The sequence below is a fragment of the Streptomyces lushanensis genome (assembly GCF_001700515.1).
GTDB classification, from domain to species: domain Bacteria; phylum Actinomycetota; class Actinomycetes; order Streptomycetales; family Streptomycetaceae; genus Streptomyces; species Streptomyces lushanensis.
In genome coordinates this window covers 1-15462 of sequence record NZ_MAUD01000392.1, presented here as the reverse complement: position 1 = coordinate 15462, position 15462 = coordinate 1, and the positions used below count along the sequence as shown (strand labels likewise).

The following is a 15462-nucleotide window of genomic DNA, read 5'->3' as shown; positions in this document are numbered from 1 at the left end:
GAGGGATGGTGGCCACCGGGCCCAACTCGGGCCGCAGCGGCCACCATCCCTCGGACCGACGGGTCGAGGAGGGCGATTTCCTGTCCGTCGGCCTCGGCGCCGACTACCGCGGATACCGGTGTCTGATCGGCCGTACCTTTGTCATCGGAACCTCTCCCGCCGACTGGCAGATCGAGCTGTACGAGCTGGTCTTCTCGGCACAACGGGCAGGTCGGGAGGCCCTCGTACCGAGCGCCGGCTACCGCGACGTGGACCGCGCGACCCGGCAGCCGCTGGAGGCCGCCGGGCACGGCGAGCGGCTCGCACCCCGTACGGGACATGGCGTCGGACTCGAAATCGACGAGGACCCGCAGCTCGCTCCCGCCGCCATGGGTAAACTGGACGCTTGTGTGCCGGTCACCGTCGGACCGGGGGTCCACCTCCCGGGCCGGGGCGGTGTCCGGATCGATGACACGCTCGTCGTCCGCCCCGAGGCGGACGGCGGACCCGAGCTACTCACCATCACGACCAAGGAACTGCTCGCGCTCTAGTGCCCAGGCACCGCGCACACCCTCGGTCGTCCACCAGCTTCAGTCCAGGAGATTCCGCAACCGTGGCTTCCACGAACGACCTCAAGAACGGCCTGGTGCTCAAGCTCGACGGGGGCCAGCTCTGGTCCGTCGTCGAGTTCCAGCACGTCAAGCCCGGCAAGGGCCCGGCCTTCGTGCGCACCAAGCTGAAGAACGTGCTCTCCGGCAAGGTCGTCGACAAGACCTTCAACGCCGGCGTGAAGGTCGAGACGGCCACCGTTGACCGCCGCGACATGCAGTTCTCGTACATGGACGGCGAGTACTTCGTTTTCATGGACATGGAGACCTACGACCAGCTCATGGTCGACCGCAAGGCCGTCGGCGACGCCGCCAACTTCCTGCTGGAGGGCTTCACCGCCAGCGTCGCCACGCACGAGGGCGAGGTGCTCTATGTCGAGCTGCCCGCCGCCGTCGAGCTGACCATCCAGCACACCGACCCGGGCGTCCAGGGCGACCGCTCCACCGGCGGCACCAAGCCGGCGACGCTGGAGACCGGTTACGAGATCGGTGTTCCGCTCTTCATCACCACGGGTGAGAAGATCAAGGTCGACACCCGCTCCGGCGAGTACCTCGGCCGGGTGAACAGCTAACCGTGGCTGCCCGGAGCAATGCCCGTAAGCGTGCTTTCCAGATTCTCTTCGAGGCCGACCAGCGCGGGGCGTCCGTGCAGACGGTTCTCGCCGACTGGATACGGCATGCCCGGACCGACGACCGGCAGCCGCCGGTCGGTGAGTACACGATGGAGCTGGTCGAGGGGTACGCGGAGCACGCGGACCGTATCGACGATCTCATCTCCACCTACTCGGTGGGCTGGACGCTGGACCGGATGCCGGTCGTGGACCGGAACATCGTGCGGCTCGGCGCCTATGAGCTGGTGTGGGTGGACGGCACCCCGGACGCGGTCGTGATCGACGAGGCGGTCCAGCTCGCCAGGGAGTTCTCCACCGACGACTCGCCGTCCTTCGTGAACGGCCTGCTCGGCCGCTTCAAGGACCTCAAGCCGAGTCTGCGCCGCGCCTGAGGCCCGGGACGGACCGTGTCTTCCTCGAAGCGCCGGACGGGCGCTGTGCGGTGTCCTCAAGCGCCGGACGGGCTCAGCGGCCCGTCCGGCGCTTGAGGGTACGGGCGCCGGACGCGCCGGGGGGCGGTCCCGCGGGCAGTGCGGGACCGCCCCCCGGAGGTGACGTTTCTGCTGTTATGCCGGATTCGGTCAGCCCTCTTCGTGGGCCACCGCGCGGCGGGCGTCCGCGTCGAGGACGCCCCAGCTGATGAGCTGCTCGGTCAGGACCGACGGCGACTGGTCGTAGATCACGGCCAGCGTGCGCAGATCGTCCTGGCGGATCGACAGCACCTTGCCGTTGTAGTCACCGCGCTGGCTCTGGATCGTCGCCGCGTACCGCTGGAGCGGGCCCGCCTTCTCCTGCGGCACATGGGCCAGCCGCTCCAGGTCGAGGACGAGCTTCGGCGGCGGCTCGGCGGCTCCGCCGGGCGTCGTGCCAGGAAGCAGTTCCTGCACGGGGACCCCGTAGAAATCCGCCAGCTCGGCGAGGCGCTGCACCGTCACGGCACGGTCGCCACGCTCGTACGAACCGACCACCACGGCCTTCCAGCGGCCCTGGGACTTCTCCTCCACGCCATGGAGCGAGAGGCCCTGCTGGGTGCGGATGGCGCGGAGTTTGGCCCCGAGCTGCTTTGCGTATTCGCTGGACATATAGCTCCCCGGACGAAGTCTGGTAACTCACTGTGAGGTTACGCAGCGTTACTTGGATGCGTCAAGCCGAGGGCTCACCGACCGGGTCCCCGCACGGCTTTCCGCCGCCTCCTGACTGCCTTCCGAGGGGGTACCGCCAGGTGTCCGACGGACGCCCTGCTAGCCTGAGTGGCGTAAATCCGACGTCCTTTAAAGTCCGTCCCGTGAGGCGGAGAAGGAGGTCTGTTCTCCCATGGTTCCTGTGGACACAGACACGACAGACTCGTCGGCCGACAGCTCCGGTGCCGCGCGCCCCGTGCTGGAGGCCCCCGACATCGCGCGGGTCCTGACCCGTATTGCCCACGAGATCGTCGAACGCGCCAAGGGCGCCGACGACGTGGTGCTGCTCGGCATTCCGACCCGCGGTGTGTATCTGGCCCGCCGGCTGGCCGACAAGCTCGCGGAGATCACCGGACGCTCGATCCCGGTCGGCTCCCTCGACATCACGATGTACCGCGACGACCTGCGGCTGCGTCCCGCCCGCGCGCTGGCCCGCACCGACATCCCCGCCGACGGTGTCGACGGACGTCTCGTGGTCCTCGTGGACGACGTGCTCTTCTCCGGCCGTACCATCCGCGCCGCCCTCGACGCCCTCGGCGACATCGGACGGCCCCGCGCCGTCCAGCTCGCCGTCCTGGTCGACCGCGGCCACCGCGAGCTGCCGATCCGCGCCGACTACGTCGGCAAGAACATCCCCACCTCGCTGCGGGAGACGGTCAAGGTGCAGCTCGCCGAGGAGGACGGCCGGGACACCGTGCTGCTCGGCCTCCAGCGGCCTGTCACGTCCGGCGAGCAGTAGCCCCTGCCTCCGTACGTCCTGATCCCGTACGGACGCCTCCGTGCGCCCGCACGCCCGCACACCCAGACACCGGAGCACTCTCCCGATGCTGCGCCTCCCCGGGGCAAGTCCCCGCACCCCCGGCCATCTCATCTCGGCGGCCGATCTCAGCCGTGACGACGCCGTGCTGATCCTCGACACCGCGGAGGAGATGGCCCGCGTCGCCGACCGGCCCATCAAGAAACTGCCGACGCTGCGCGGCCGTACCGTCGTCAATCTCTTCTTCGAGGACTCCACCCGCACCCGGATCTCCTTCGAGGCCGCCGCCAAGCGTCTGTCGGCCGACGTCATCAACTTCTCCGCCAAGGGCTCGTCCGTCTCCAAGGGCGAGTCGCTCAAGGACACCGCGCTGACACTGGAGGCGATGGGCGCCGACGCCGTCGTCATCCGGCACCCCGCGTCCGGCGCTCCGTACCGGCTCGCCACCTCCGGCTGGATCGACGGCGCGGTGGTCAACGCCGGCGACGGCACCCATGAGCACCCCACCCAGGCGCTGCTCGACGCCTTCACCCTGCGCCGCCGGCTGGTCGGCGCCGACCAGGGCACAGGGCGCGGCCTCGACGGGCGGCGGGTCACCATCGTCGGCGATGTGCTGCACAGCCGCGTCGCCCGCTCGAACATCCTGCTGCTGCACACGCTCGGCGCCCGGGTCACCGTCGTCGCTCCGCCCACGCTCGTACCGATCGGTGTCGAGCGCTGGCCGTGCGAGGTCTCCTACGACCTGGACCGGGTGCTGCCCACGTCCGACGCCGTGATGATGCTGCGCGTGCAGCGCGAGCGGATGAACGCCGCGTTCTTCCCGACCGAGCGCGAGTACTCCCGCCGCTACGGACTGGACGGCGACCGGATGAGCCGGATGCCCGGCGACTCCGTCGTGATGCATCCCGGTCCGATGAACCGCGGTATGGAGATCACCGCGGAGGTCGCCGACTCCGACCGCTGCACGGCCGTCGAGCAGGTCGCCAACGGTGTCTCGATCCGGATGGCCGTGCTCTATCTGCTGCTCGGCGGCAACGAGCCCGCCGTCACCCATTCCCGCCCGTAACCCGCAACGAGGAGAACGAGTAACCATGAGCAAGATCCTTATCCGGGGCGCGCGGGTGCTCGGCGGTGAGCCGCAGGACGTGCTGATCGACGGTGGGACCGTTGCGGCGACGGGCGCGGGGCTGGACGCGGGCGACGCCGCGGTCGTGGCGGCCGAGGGACAGGTGCTGCTGCCCGGTCTGGTCGATCTGCACACGCATCTGCGGGAGCCGGGCCGCGAGGACTCCGAGACCGTGCTGACCGGCACCCGGGCCGCCGCCCTCGGCGGCTTCACCGCCGTCCACGCCATGGCCAACACCTTCCCCGTGGCCGACACCGCCGGTGTGGTCGAGCAGGTCTGGCGGCTGGGCCGGGAGCACGGCTACTGCGATGTCCAGCCCGTCGGCGCCGTGACCGTCGGGCTGGAGGGCAAGCACCTCGCCGAACTGGGCGCCATGCATGACTCCGCCGCCCAGGTGCGGGTCTTCTCGGACGACGGCAAGTGCGTGGACGACGCCGTGATCATGCGGCGGGCGCTGGAGTACGTGAAGGCGTTCGACGGAGTGATCGCGCAGCACGCCCAGGAGCCGCGGCTGACCGAGGGCGCGCAGATGAACGAGGGCGTCGTCTCCGCCGAGCTGGGGCTCGGCGGCTGGCCGGCCGTCGCCGAGGAGTCGATCATCGCCCGCGATGTGCTGCTCGCCGCCCATGTCGGCTCGCGCGTCCACATCTGCCATCTCTCGACGGCGGGGTCCGTGGAGCTGGTGCGCTGGGCGAAGTCCAAGGGCTGGAACGTGACGGCCGAGGTCACCCCGCACCATCTGCTGCTCACCGACGAGCTGGTCCGCTCGTACGACCCGGTCTACAAGGTGAACCCGCCGCTGCGGACCGAGGCGGACGTACAGGCGCTGCGCGCGGCGCTCGCGGACGGCACGATCGACTGCGTCGCCACCGACCACGCGCCGCATCCGCACGAGGACAAGGACTGCGAGTGGGCCGCCGCCGCCATGGGCATGGTCGGCCTGGAGACGGCGCTGTCGGTGGTCCAGGAGACCATGGTGGAGACCGGGCTGCTGGACTGGGCCGGGGTGGCCGACCGGATGTCGTTCCGCCCGGCCCGTATCGGCCGTCTCACCGGCCACGGCCGTCCCGTCTCGGTGGGCGAGCCCGCCAACCTCACCCTGGTCGATCCGGCATACCGTGGTCCTGTGGACCCGACGGGCTTCGCCTCCCGCAGCCGCAACACCCCCTATCAGGGCCGTGAGCTGCCAGGACGCGTCACCCACACCTTCCTCCGGGGCCGCGCCACGGTCGTCGACGGGAATCTGGCGTGACAAGTGCGATGCTTCACCTCCCTCTGGCCCTTCCGGTCCCCGCGACCGCCGAGCAGAAGTCGGCGGAGGTGACCGACTGGGCCGCCCGCCTGGGCTGGGTCGTCGGTCTGCTGCTCTTCGTCGCGCTCGTCTACTGGCTGATGCGCCAGGGCTGGAAGTGGCGCGGCAGCCTTCAGTCCGGGCTGCCCGAGCTGCCCGTCGCGCCCGCCGCACCCGGTCCGGCCACCCTCACCATGACCGGCCGCTACCACGGTTCCACCACCGCGGGGCAGTGGCTCGACCGCATCGTGGCCCACGGCCTCGGCGCCCGCAGCCGGGTGGAGCTGACACTCACCGACTCCGGGCTGGAGGTCGTACGCCCCGGCGCGAACGACTTCTTCGTCCCCGCCGCACAGCTGCGCGAGGCACGGCTCGACAAGGGCATCGCGGGCAAGGTCCTCGCCGAGGGCGGACTGCTGATCGTCACCTGGGAGCACGGCGGCACGCTGATCGACTCGGGCTTCCGCTCCGACCGCTCCGCCGAGCACACCGCCTGGGTCGAGGCCGTCAACGCCCTGCCCCGTGCCGCGGGGAACGCGATCGCCGCCGCGCACGCAGTCACGGACACCACGCACGTCACGACGGAAGGCCCCGCACGATGACCACCTCCACCCGGGGAACCGCCCGCGCCCAGGCGCCCGACGCCGTACTCGTCCTGGAGGACGGCCGCAGCTTCCGCGGCCGTGCCTACGGGGCCGTCGGGGAGACGTTCGGCGAGGCGGTGTTCTCCACCGGTATGACCGGCTACCAGGAGACCCTCACCGACCCGTCCTACCACCGCCAGGTCGTCGTGATGACCGCGCCGCACGTCGGCAACACCGGTGTCAACGACGAGGACCCGGAGTCGAAGCGGATCTGGGTCGCCGGCTATGTCGTACGCGATCCCGCGCGCATGCCGTCCAACTGGCGCTCACGGCGCTCGCTCGACGAGGAACTCCTCGCCCAGGGTGTCGTCGGCATCCGCGGTGTCGACACCCGCGCGCTCACCCGCCACCTGCGCGAGCGCGGCGCGATGCGCGTCGGGATCTTCTCCGGCGAGGCGCTCGCGGACGAGACGGCCCTGCTCGCGCGCGTCCGGGAGGTGCCCGCGATGTCGGGCGCCGATCTCTCCGCCGAGGTCGCCACCGAGCGGTCCTACGTCGTGCCCGCCACAGGACCGAAGCGGTTCACCGTCGCCGCGCTGGACCTCGGCATCAAGGGCATGACACCCCGGCGGATGGCCGAGCGCGGTATCGAGGTGCATGTCCTGCCGGCCACCGCCACCCTGGACGAGGTGTACGCGACCGCTCCCGACGGCGTCTTCCTGTCCAACGGTCCCGGCGACCCGGCCACCGCCGATCTCACCGTCGTCAAGGGCGTCCTGGAGCGCGGTACGCCGTTGTTCGGGATCTGCTTCGGCAACCAGCTCCTCGGCCGCGCGCTCGGCTTCGGTACGTACAAGCTCAAGTACGGCCACCGGGGCATCAACCAGCCGGTGCAGGAGCGGGACGCCGACGGCGGGTGGGGGAAGGTCGAGATCACCGCGCACAACCACGGATTCGCCGTGGACGCTCCGCTCGACCGGATCTCCGACACCCCCTACGGCCGCGCCGAGGTCTCCCACATCTGTCTCAACGACAACGTGGTCGAGGGCCTGCGCCTGCTCGACCGGCCGGTCTTCAGCGTCCAGTACCACCCCGAAGCAGCCGCGGGGCCGCACGACGCCGCCTATCTCTTCGACCGCTTCGTATCCCTGATGGAGGACCAGCGTGCCTAAGCGCACCGATATCCAGTCCGTCCTGGTCATCGGTTCAGGACCGATCGTCATCGGCCAGGCCGCCGAGTTCGACTACTCCGGTACCCAGGCCTGCCGCGTCCTCAAGGCCGAGGGCCTGCGCGTCATCCTGGTCAACTCCAATCCCGCCACGATCATGACGGACCCGGAGATCGCCGACGCCACCTATGTCGAGCCGATCACCCCCGACTTCGTCGAGAAGATCATCGCCAAGGAGCGCCCGGACGCGCTGCTGCCCACCCTGGGCGGTCAGACCGCGCTCAACACCGCGATCTCCCTCCATGACGCGGGCACCCTCGACAAGTACGGGGTCGAGCTGATCGGCGCCGATGTCGAGGCGATCAACAAGGGCGAGGACCGCGATCTCTTCAAGGAGGTCGTCGCGGCCGTCAACGCCAGGATCGGCCACGGCGAGTCCGCGCGCTCGGTGATCTGCCACTCCATGGACGAGGTGCTGGCCGGAGTCGGCACGCTCGGCGGCTATCCCGTCGTCGTCCGCCCCTCCTTCACCATGGGCGGCGCGGGCTCCGGCTTCGCCCACGACGAAGGCGAGCTGCGCCGGATCGCGGGACAGGGCCTGATGCTCTCGCCGACCACCGAGGTGCTCCTGGAGGAGTCCATCCTCGGCTGGAAGGAGTACGAGCTGGAGCTGATGCGCGACAAGAACGACAACGTCGTGGTCGTCTGCTCCATCGAGAACTTCGACCCGATGGGCGTGCACACGGGCGACTCCATCACCGTCGCGCCGGCGATGACGCTCACCGACCGCGAGTACCAGATCCTGCGGGACATCGGCATCGCCGTGATCCGCGAGGTCGGTGTGGACACCGGCGGCTGCAACATCCAGTTCGCGGTCAACCCGGAGGACGGCCGGGTCATCGTCATCGAGATGAATCCGCGGGTCTCCCGCTCCTCCGCGCTCGCCTCCAAGGCCACCGGCTTCCCGATCGCGAAGATCGCCGCCCGGCTGGCCGTCGGCTACACGCTGGACGAGATCCCCAACGACATCACCGAGAAGACACCGGCGTCCTTCGAGCCGACGCTCGACTATGTGGTCGTCAAGGTGCCGCGCTTCGCGTTCGAGAAGTTCCCGGCGGCCGACGCCAGCCTCACCACCACCATGAAGTCCGTCGGTGAGGCCATGGCCATCGGCCGCAACTTCACCGAGGCGCTCCAGAAGGCGCTGCGCTCGCTGGAGAAGGCCGGCAGCCAGTTCTCCTTCGCCGAGGACGCCGCCCTCGCGGCGCCGGGTGCCAAGGACGCGCTGCTGGAGACCGCGAAGGTGCCCACCGACGGCCGGATCAACACCGTCATGCGGGCGATCCGCGCCGGCGCCACCCAGGAGGAGGTCTTCGAAGCGACGAAGATCGACCCCTGGTTCGTCGACCAGCTCTTCCTGATCAAGGAGTACGCCGACGAGCTGGCCGGCGCCGAGAGGCTCTCGCCCGGACTGCTCGCCGAGGCCAAGCGGCACGGCTTCTCCGACGCCCAGATCGCCGGGATCCGCGGTCTGCGCGAGGACGTGGTCCGCGAGGTCAGGCACGCCCTCGGAGTGCGCCCGGTCTACAAGACGGTGGACACCTGCGCGGCCGAGTTCGCCGCGAAGACCCCGTACTTCTACTCCTCGTACGACGAGGAGAGCGAGGTCGCGCCGCGCGAGAAGCCCGCCGTGATCATCCTCGGCTCGGGGCCCAACCGGATCGGCCAGGGCATCGAGTTCGACTACTCCTGTGTCCACGCCTCGTTCGCGCTCAGCGACGCGGGCTACGAGACCGTGATGGTCAACTGCAACCCGGAGACCGTCTCCACCGACTACGACACCTCCGACCGGCTCTACTTCGAGCCGCTCACCCTGGAGGACGTCCTGGAGATCGTGCACGCCGAATCGCAGGCCGGCCCGGTCGCGGGCGTCATCGTGCAGCTCGGCGGCCAGACACCGCTCGGTCTCGCCCAGGCGCTCAAGGACAACGGCGTAACGATCGTCGGCACGCCTCCCGAGGCGATCCACGCCGCCGAGGACCGCGGCGCCTTCGGCCGGGTCCTGGCCGAGGCCGGACTGCCCGCGCCCAAGCACGGCACCGCCACCACCTTCGCCGAGGCCAAGGCCATCGCCGACGAGATCGGCTATCCGGTCCTGGTGCGGCCCTCGTACGTCCTGGGCGGGCGCGGCATGGAGATCGTGTACGACGAGACCAGGCTCTCCTCGTACATCGCAGAGTCCACCGAGATCAGTCCGACCCGGCCGGTCCTGGTGGACCGGTTCCTCGACGACGCCATCGAGATCGACGTGGACGCGCTCTACGACGGCGCCGAGCTGTATCTCGGCGGAGTGATGGAGCACATCGAGGAGGCCGGTATCCACTCCGGCGACTCGGCGTGCGCCCTGCCGCCCATCACCCTGGGCGGCTTCGACATCAAGCGGCTGCGCACCTCCACCGAGGCCATCGCCAAGGGTGTCGGAGTGCGCGGGCTGATCAACATCCAGTTCGCGATGGCCGGCGACATCCTGTACGTCCTGGAGGCCAACCCGCGCGCCTCCCGTACGGTCCCCTTCACCTCCAAGGCGACCGCCGTACCGCTCGCCAAGGCCGCCGCCCGGATCTCGCTGGGCGCCACCATCGCCGAGCTGCGCGCCGAAGGACTGCTCCCGGCCCACGGCGACGGCGGCACACTGCCGCTCGACGCGCCGATCTCCGTCAAGGAGGCCGTGATGCCCTGGTCGCGCTTCCGCGACATCCACGGGCGCGGGGTGGACACCGTCCTCGGCCCGGAGATGCGCTCCACCGGCGAGGTCATGGGCATCGACTCGGCCTTCGGCACGGCGTACGCCAAGTCGCAGGCGGGCGCGTACGGCCCGCTGCCCACCAAGGGCCGCGCCTTCATCTCCGTCGCCAACCGCGACAAGCGCTCGATGATCTTCCCGGCGCGCGAGCTGGTCGCCCACGGCTTCGAACTGCTCGCCACCTCGGGCACCGCCGAGGTGCTCAGGCGCAACGGGATCAACGCGCTCGTGGTGCGCAAGCACAGCGAGGGCGAGGGCCCGGACGGCGAGAAGACCGTCGTCCAGCTCATCCACGACGGGGAGGTCGACCTGATCGTCAACACCCCGTACGGAACCGGTGGCCGGCTCGACGGCTACGACATCCGCACCGCGGCCGTGGCGCGCGGTGTCCCGTGTCTGACGACGGTCCAGGCGCTGGCCGCCGCCGTCCAGGGCATCGACGCCCTCAACCACGGCGAGGTCGGTGTCCGCTCGCTCCAGGAGCACGCGGAGCGACTGATCGCGGCGCGCGAGGACTAGGCCGGAGGAAGACCCACCCCATGTACAGATTCTTCTTCAGGCTGGTCTTCCGGCGGATGGACCCGGAGCGCGCCCACCATCTGGCCGTCGGCTGGATCCGGCTGGTGGCCCGGGTGCCCGTGCTGCGTACGTTCGTCGCCGCGGCCCTCGCGCCGCGCTTCGGGGAACTGCGTACCGAGGCCTTCGGCCTGCGGATGCACGGTCCCTTCGGGCTCGCCGCGGGCTTCGACAAGAACGCCCTGGCCGTCGACGGCATGGCCATGCTCGGCTTCGACCATGTCGAGATCGGCACGGTCACGGGCGAGCCGCAGCCCGGCAACCCCCGGCAGCGGCTCTTCCGGCTGATGGCCGACCGCGCCCTGGTCAACCGGATGGGCTTCAACAACGAGGGCTCGGCCGCCGTGGCGGCACGGCTGGCGGCCCGCCGCGCGGTCTTCAGGACGACCGTCGGCGTCAACATCGGCAAGACCAAGGTCGTCCCCGAGGGTGAGGCGATCGCCGACTACGTTCTCTCCACCGAGCGACTGGCGGGCCACGCGGACTATCTCGTGGTCAACGTCAGCTCGCCCAACACCCCGGGACTGCGCGACCTCCAGGCCGTCGACCTGCTCGGGCCGCTGCTGGCCGCCGTACGGGAGGCGGCCGACCGTACCGTCACCGGGCGCCGGGTCCCGCTGCTCGTCAAGATCGCGCCCGATCTCGCGGACGAGGACATCGACGCCGTGGCCGACCTCGCCGTCGGCCTCGGTCTGGACGGGATCATCGCCACCAACACCACCGTGGCGCGCGAGGGGCTCGGGCTGAGATCGGGCGCCGCGCTGACCGCGGAGACCGGCGGACTGTCGGGCGCGCCCCTGAAGGCACGTTCGCTGGAGGTGCTGCGCCGGCTGTACGCACGGGTGGGCGACCGGATCACACTGGTCGGGGTGGGCGGTGTCGAGAACGCCGAGGACGCCTGGCAGCGCGTCCTCGCCGGAGCCACGCTGGTCCAGGGCTACAGCGCGTTCGTCTACGAGGGCCCGTTCTGGAGCCGCGCGGTGCACAAGGGACTCGCGGCCCGGCTCAGGGCCAGCCCGTACGCCACGCTCGCCGAGGCCGTCGGCGCGGACACCCGGAAGGTGACCGTATGACCGAGGAACTGTCCGGCGCCGCAGAACGGTCCGGCACGGGGACGGACATCAGCGGTGGCACCGGCACCGGACCTGGCTCCGGGGGGCATCGCGACGTCCCGGAGTCCTTCGGTGCCCGGCTGCGGCACGCCATGGACACGCGGGGCCGGCTCTGTGTCGGTGTCGACCCGCACGGATCGCTGCTCGCGGCCTGGGGTCTCGGCGACGACGTCGCGGGCCTCGAGCGCTTCACCCGCACGACGGTGGAGGCGCTCGCCGACCGCGTGGCCGTGCTGAAACCGCAGTCGGCGTTCTTCGAGCGCTTCGGATCGCGCGGTGTCGCCGTACTGGAGAAGGCCGTCGAGGAGGCGCGGGCCGCCGGAGCGCTCGTCCTGATGGACGCCAAGCGCGGTGACATCGGCTCGACGATGGGCGCGTACGCGGCGACCTATCTCGACAAGGACTCGCCGCTCTTCTCGGACGCGGTCACGGTCTCGCCGTACCTCGGCTTCGGATCACTGCGCCCGGCGCTGGACGCGGCGGCCGTCTCGGGCTCCGGCGTCTTCGTGCTCGCGCTCACCTCCAATCCGGAGGGCGCCGAGGTGCAGCGGGCCACCACCGCCGACGGCCGCTCGGTGGCACAGCTCATGCTCGACCACATGGCCGCCGAGAACGCGGGAGCGGAGCCGCTCGGGTCGGTCGGCGCGGTCGTCGGCGCGACGCTCGCGCGGGCGGGCGTGGATCTCGCGATCAACGGTCCGCTGCTGGCACCCGGCATCGGCGCGCAAGGCGCGACCCCGGCCGATCTGCCCGGTTTGTTCGGTGGCGCGGTGGGCAACGTGGTGCCGAGCGTCAGCCGAGGTGTGCTGCGCCACGGTCCGGACATCAGTGCCCTTCGGGAGGCCGCGCGGCGGTTCGCGGACGAGGTGCGGGCGGCGGTCGCAGAGGTGTGACGGGCGTGTCCGGGCGCGCGGGGAGGCCGGCGGCGCGGCCTGTGGCGAGGTCCGCCGAAGCGCCCGGCGGGTGCTTGCCCGGTACAGATGGACGCCGATCACGGGGTTCTCGCCGGGCCGGCTGTCCAAAAAGTTGGGCAAAATGACCAAAATGTCACCCCTGATCGATGCTGACCAGGACTTTTCGTCTGTTCTCGCTGACTCCAGCGGCCTTGGCCGCTAGTCTCCGTCGAGAGCCAACGTGCAGTACGTTGCCCGTTGCTCGCCTGGTGTGGGGCGAACAGGTTCCTCACCGGTCCGTATCCGACAGTTCGACATCCGAGGTGACGTAGGCGTGGCTCTTCCGCCCCTTACCCCTGAACAGCGCGCAGCCGCGCTCGAAAAGGCCGCCGCGGCTCGCCGGGAGCGGGCCGAGGTCAAGAATCGACTCAAGCACTCCGGCGCCTCTCTCCATGACGTCATCAAGCAGGGCCAGGAGAATGACGTCATCGGGAAGATGAAGGTCTCCGCATTGCTCGAGTCCCTGCCCGGCGTGGGCAAGGTCCGCGCCAAGCAGATCATGGAGCGGCTCGGCATCTCCGAGAGCCGGCGTGTCCGAGGTCTCGGCTCCAACCAGATCGCCTCCCTTGAGCGCGAGTTCGGCGGCAGCGGCGCCTGACGTTCCCGGAGACTCCCGGGAACCTGGATAATCGCTGCATGGCAGCAGAGGCACGACCGCGGCTGACCGTGCTCTCCGGCCCTTCCGGGGTCGGTAAGAGCACGGTCGTCGCCCATATGCGCAAGGTCCACCCCGAGGTATGGCTCTCGGTGTCGGCCACCACCAGAAAACCGCGCCCCGGCGAACGCCACGGCGTCCAGTACTTCTTTGTCTCCGACGAGGAGTTCGACAAACTGGTCGCCAATGGTGAACTGCTGGAATGGGCGGAGTTCGCGGGCCATCGCTACGGCACTCCGCGGCAGGCGGTTCTCGACCGGCTGGGATCGGGTGACCCCGTCCTTCTGGAGATCGATCTCCAGGGCGCCCGGCAGGTCAAGGAATCGCTGCCCGATTCCCGGCTGGTCTTTCTGGCGCCGCCGAGCTGGGACGAGCTGGTGCGCCGGCTCACCGGCCGGGGCACCGAATCGCCCGAGGTGATCGAACGCCGCCTGGCGGCCGCCAAGGTGGAACTGGCCGCCGAGTCGGAGTTCGATACGACCCTGGTCAACACCTCTGTCGAGGACGTCGCACGTGAGCTGCTAGCCTTGATGGCAGTTGCATGATCTTTTGTGGGCTTTTCCCGATCGGGAATCCCGCCGTCGGTGGCACCGCCAGGAGCCGCCGGTATCTCCTGAATTTCCCTGCATTTTCTTCGGAAGGCTAGAGAGTGTCCTCTTCCATCACCACGCCCGAGGGCATCATCAACCCGCCGATCGATGAGCTGCTCGAGGCCACGGACTCGAAGTACAGCCTCGTGATCTACGCGGCGAAGCGCGCGCGCCAGATCAACGCGTACTACTCGCAGCTCGGCGAGGGCCTGCTCGAGTACGTCGGTCCGCTGGTGGACACCCATGTCCACGAGAAGCCGCTCTCCATCGCCCTGCGCGAGATCAACGCGGGTCTGCTGACCTCCGAGGCCATCGAGGGCCCCGCTCAGTAGGTCCGGCGGTCACGTTCCAGCGATTGAGCAGGACGTTCGTACTTTCTCTCGTTCGTTCTTTCTCTCGTTCTTGTTTCTCGTCCATCCACAGGCCCGGCAGCGGACTGCCGGGCCTGTGGTGTGTCATGTCCTTGGGACGTACGGGCGTACGGACGTGGGAATGTCAGCGACGGCCGGGCATACGAGCGCGTGCCGGGTGCGAAAAGGTCGAGGGGAGACACGGTGGAGAAGCCGAAGGTCGTTCTGGGGGTCGCCGGCGGGATCGCCGCGTACAAGGCGTGCGAGCTGCTGCGCAGACTCACCGAGTCGGGTCATGACGTACGGGTCGTGCCGACCGCCTCCGCGCTGCACTTCGTCGGCGCCGCGACCTGGTCGGCGCTCTCCGGCCATCCCGTCTCCACCGAGGTCTGGGCCGATGTCCATGAGGTGCCGCACGTACGGATCGGGCAGTCCGCCGATCTGGTCGTCGTCGCCCCGGCCACCGCGGATCTGCTCGCCAGGGCGGCGCACGGTCTCGCCGACGATCTGCTCACCAATACGCTCCTCACCGCCCGCTGCCCGGTCGTCTTCGCACCGGCGATGCACACCGAGATGTGGGAGCACCCGGCCACGCGGGAGAATGTCGCGACGCTGCGCCGCCGCGGGGCCGTGGTCGTCGAGCCCGCCGTCGGCCGGCTCACCGGTGTCGACACCGGCAAGGGCCGGCTGCCCGATCCGGGCGAGATCTTCGAGCTCTGCCGCCGGATCCTGTCGCGCGGTGTCCCGGAAACGGATCTGGCGGGCCGCCATGTCGTGGTCAGCGCGGGCGGTACGCGCGAGCCGCTCGACCCGGTGCGTTATCTGGGGAACCGTTCCTCGGGCAAGCAGGGATTCGCCCTGGCCCGTACGGCGGCGGCCCGGGGGGCCAGGGTCACCCTGATCGAGGCCAATACGGGGATGGCGGACCCGGCGGGCGTCGACGTGGTCCATGTCGGGACGGCCGTACAGCTCAGGGAGGCCGTGCTGAAGGCCGCCGCGGAGGCCGACGCGGTGGTCATGGCGGCTGCCGTCGCCGACTTCAGACCGGCCGTGTACGCCGAGGGAAAGATCAAGAAGAAGGACGGCGAGGATGTCCGGATTACGCACCAGCGTGACC

16 protein-coding genes are annotated in these 15462 nt (G+C 70.0%); 15 read left to right on the top strand and 1 reads right to left on the bottom strand.

Annotation, left to right across the window (positions count from 1 at the left end; genetic code table 11):
- The 3 genes from BFF77_RS27285 to nusB all read left to right on the top strand — a co-directional run.
- The coding region (locus BFF77_RS27285; protein WP_141698541.1) for a M24 family metallopeptidase at positions 1 to 530 on the top strand (530 nt) is incomplete at its 5' end.
- Between the two features lie 62 nt (positions 531 to 592).
- Positions 593 to 1159: an elongation factor P gene (gene efp, locus BFF77_RS27280; protein ID WP_046501979.1), complete on the top strand. Its 567-nt coding sequence runs from the start codon at positions 593 to 595 to the stop codon at positions 1157 to 1159.
- 2 nt (positions 1160 to 1161) lie between these two features.
- Positions 1162 to 1590: a transcription antitermination factor NusB gene (gene nusB / locus BFF77_RS27275; RefSeq protein WP_066954852.1), complete on the top strand. Its 429-nt coding sequence runs from the start codon at positions 1162 to 1164 to the stop codon at positions 1588 to 1590.
- Between the two features lie 189 nt (positions 1591 to 1779).
- Here the strand turns inward: nusB and bldD are convergent, their stop codons facing one another.
- Positions 1780 to 2280, bottom strand: coding sequence for a transcriptional regulator BldD (gene bldD, locus BFF77_RS27270; RefSeq protein WP_030355502.1), 501 nt, complete (start codon positions 2278 to 2280; stop codon positions 1780 to 1782).
- 232 nt (positions 2281 to 2512) lie between these two features.
- On the opposite strand from bldD, the gene pyrR reads away from it, so the two are divergent.
- The 12 genes from pyrR to coaBC all read left to right on the top strand — a co-directional run.
- The gene (pyrR, locus tag BFF77_RS27265) at positions 2513 to 3118 is read left to right on the top strand and encodes a bifunctional pyr operon transcriptional regulator/uracil phosphoribosyltransferase PyrR (RefSeq protein WP_066954849.1); all 606 of its coding nucleotides are present in this window, start codon (positions 2513 to 2515) and stop codon (positions 3116 to 3118) included.
- An 85-nt stretch (positions 3119 to 3203) separates the two neighbouring features.
- The gene (locus BFF77_RS27260) at positions 3204 to 4202 is read left to right on the top strand and encodes an aspartate carbamoyltransferase catalytic subunit (protein WP_066954846.1); all 999 of its coding nucleotides are present in this window, start codon (positions 3204 to 3206) and stop codon (positions 4200 to 4202) included.
- A gap of 25 nt (positions 4203 to 4227) precedes the next feature.
- On the top strand, positions 4228 to 5514 hold the full coding sequence (locus BFF77_RS27255; protein WP_066954843.1) for a dihydroorotase: 1287 nt from the start codon (positions 4228 to 4230) through the stop codon (positions 5512 to 5514).
- 8 nt (positions 5515 to 5522) lie between these two features.
- Entirely contained in the window at positions 5523 to 6155 is a 633-nt protein-coding gene (locus BFF77_RS27250; protein WP_079125541.1) for a PH-like domain-containing protein, read from the top strand.
- On the top strand, positions 6152 to 7309 hold the full coding sequence (gene carA / locus BFF77_RS27245; protein ID WP_066954840.1) for a glutamine-hydrolyzing carbamoyl-phosphate synthase small subunit: 1158 nt from the start codon (positions 6152 to 6154) through the stop codon (positions 7307 to 7309). Before BFF77_RS27250 ends, carA begins: the two co-directional genes overlap by 4 nt.
- The gene (gene carB / locus BFF77_RS27240) at positions 7302 to 10628 is read left to right on the top strand and encodes a carbamoyl-phosphate synthase large subunit (protein WP_066954836.1); all 3327 of its coding nucleotides are present in this window, start codon (positions 7302 to 7304) and stop codon (positions 10626 to 10628) included. The genes carA and carB overlap by 8 nt, the downstream gene beginning before the upstream one ends.
- Before the next feature lie 20 nt (positions 10629 to 10648).
- The gene (locus BFF77_RS27235) at positions 10649 to 11758 is read left to right on the top strand and encodes a quinone-dependent dihydroorotate dehydrogenase (protein WP_066954831.1); all 1110 of its coding nucleotides are present in this window, start codon (positions 10649 to 10651) and stop codon (positions 11756 to 11758) included.
- Positions 11759 to 11889: 131 nt separating this feature from the next.
- Positions 11890 to 12690 carry an orotidine-5'-phosphate decarboxylase gene (gene pyrF / locus BFF77_RS27230; RefSeq protein ID WP_066954857.1) on the top strand — a complete coding sequence of 267 codons (801 nt, stop codon included), beginning with the start codon at positions 11890 to 11892 and terminating at the stop codon, positions 12688 to 12690.
- Positions 12691 to 13024: 334 nt separating this feature from the next.
- Positions 13025 to 13348 carry an integration host factor gene (locus tag BFF77_RS27225; RefSeq protein WP_066954827.1) on the top strand — a complete coding sequence of 108 codons (324 nt, stop codon included), beginning with the start codon at positions 13025 to 13027 and terminating at the stop codon, positions 13346 to 13348.
- A gap of 38 nt (positions 13349 to 13386) precedes the next feature.
- Positions 13387 to 13950, top strand: a complete 564-nt coding sequence (gene gmk / locus BFF77_RS27220; RefSeq protein WP_066954824.1) for a guanylate kinase — start codon at positions 13387 to 13389, stop codon at positions 13948 to 13950.
- A 104-nt stretch (positions 13951 to 14054) separates the two neighbouring features.
- A complete protein-coding gene (gene rpoZ / locus BFF77_RS27215) occupies positions 14055 to 14327 on the top strand; it encodes a DNA-directed RNA polymerase subunit omega (protein WP_003970369.1) in 273 nt (90 codons plus the stop codon).
- A 222-nt stretch (positions 14328 to 14549) separates the two neighbouring features.
- Positions 14550 to 15462: bifunctional phosphopantothenoylcysteine decarboxylase/phosphopantothenate--cysteine ligase CoaBC (gene coaBC / locus BFF77_RS27210; protein ID WP_066954820.1), on the top strand; the 913-nt coding region annotated here is incomplete at its 3' end.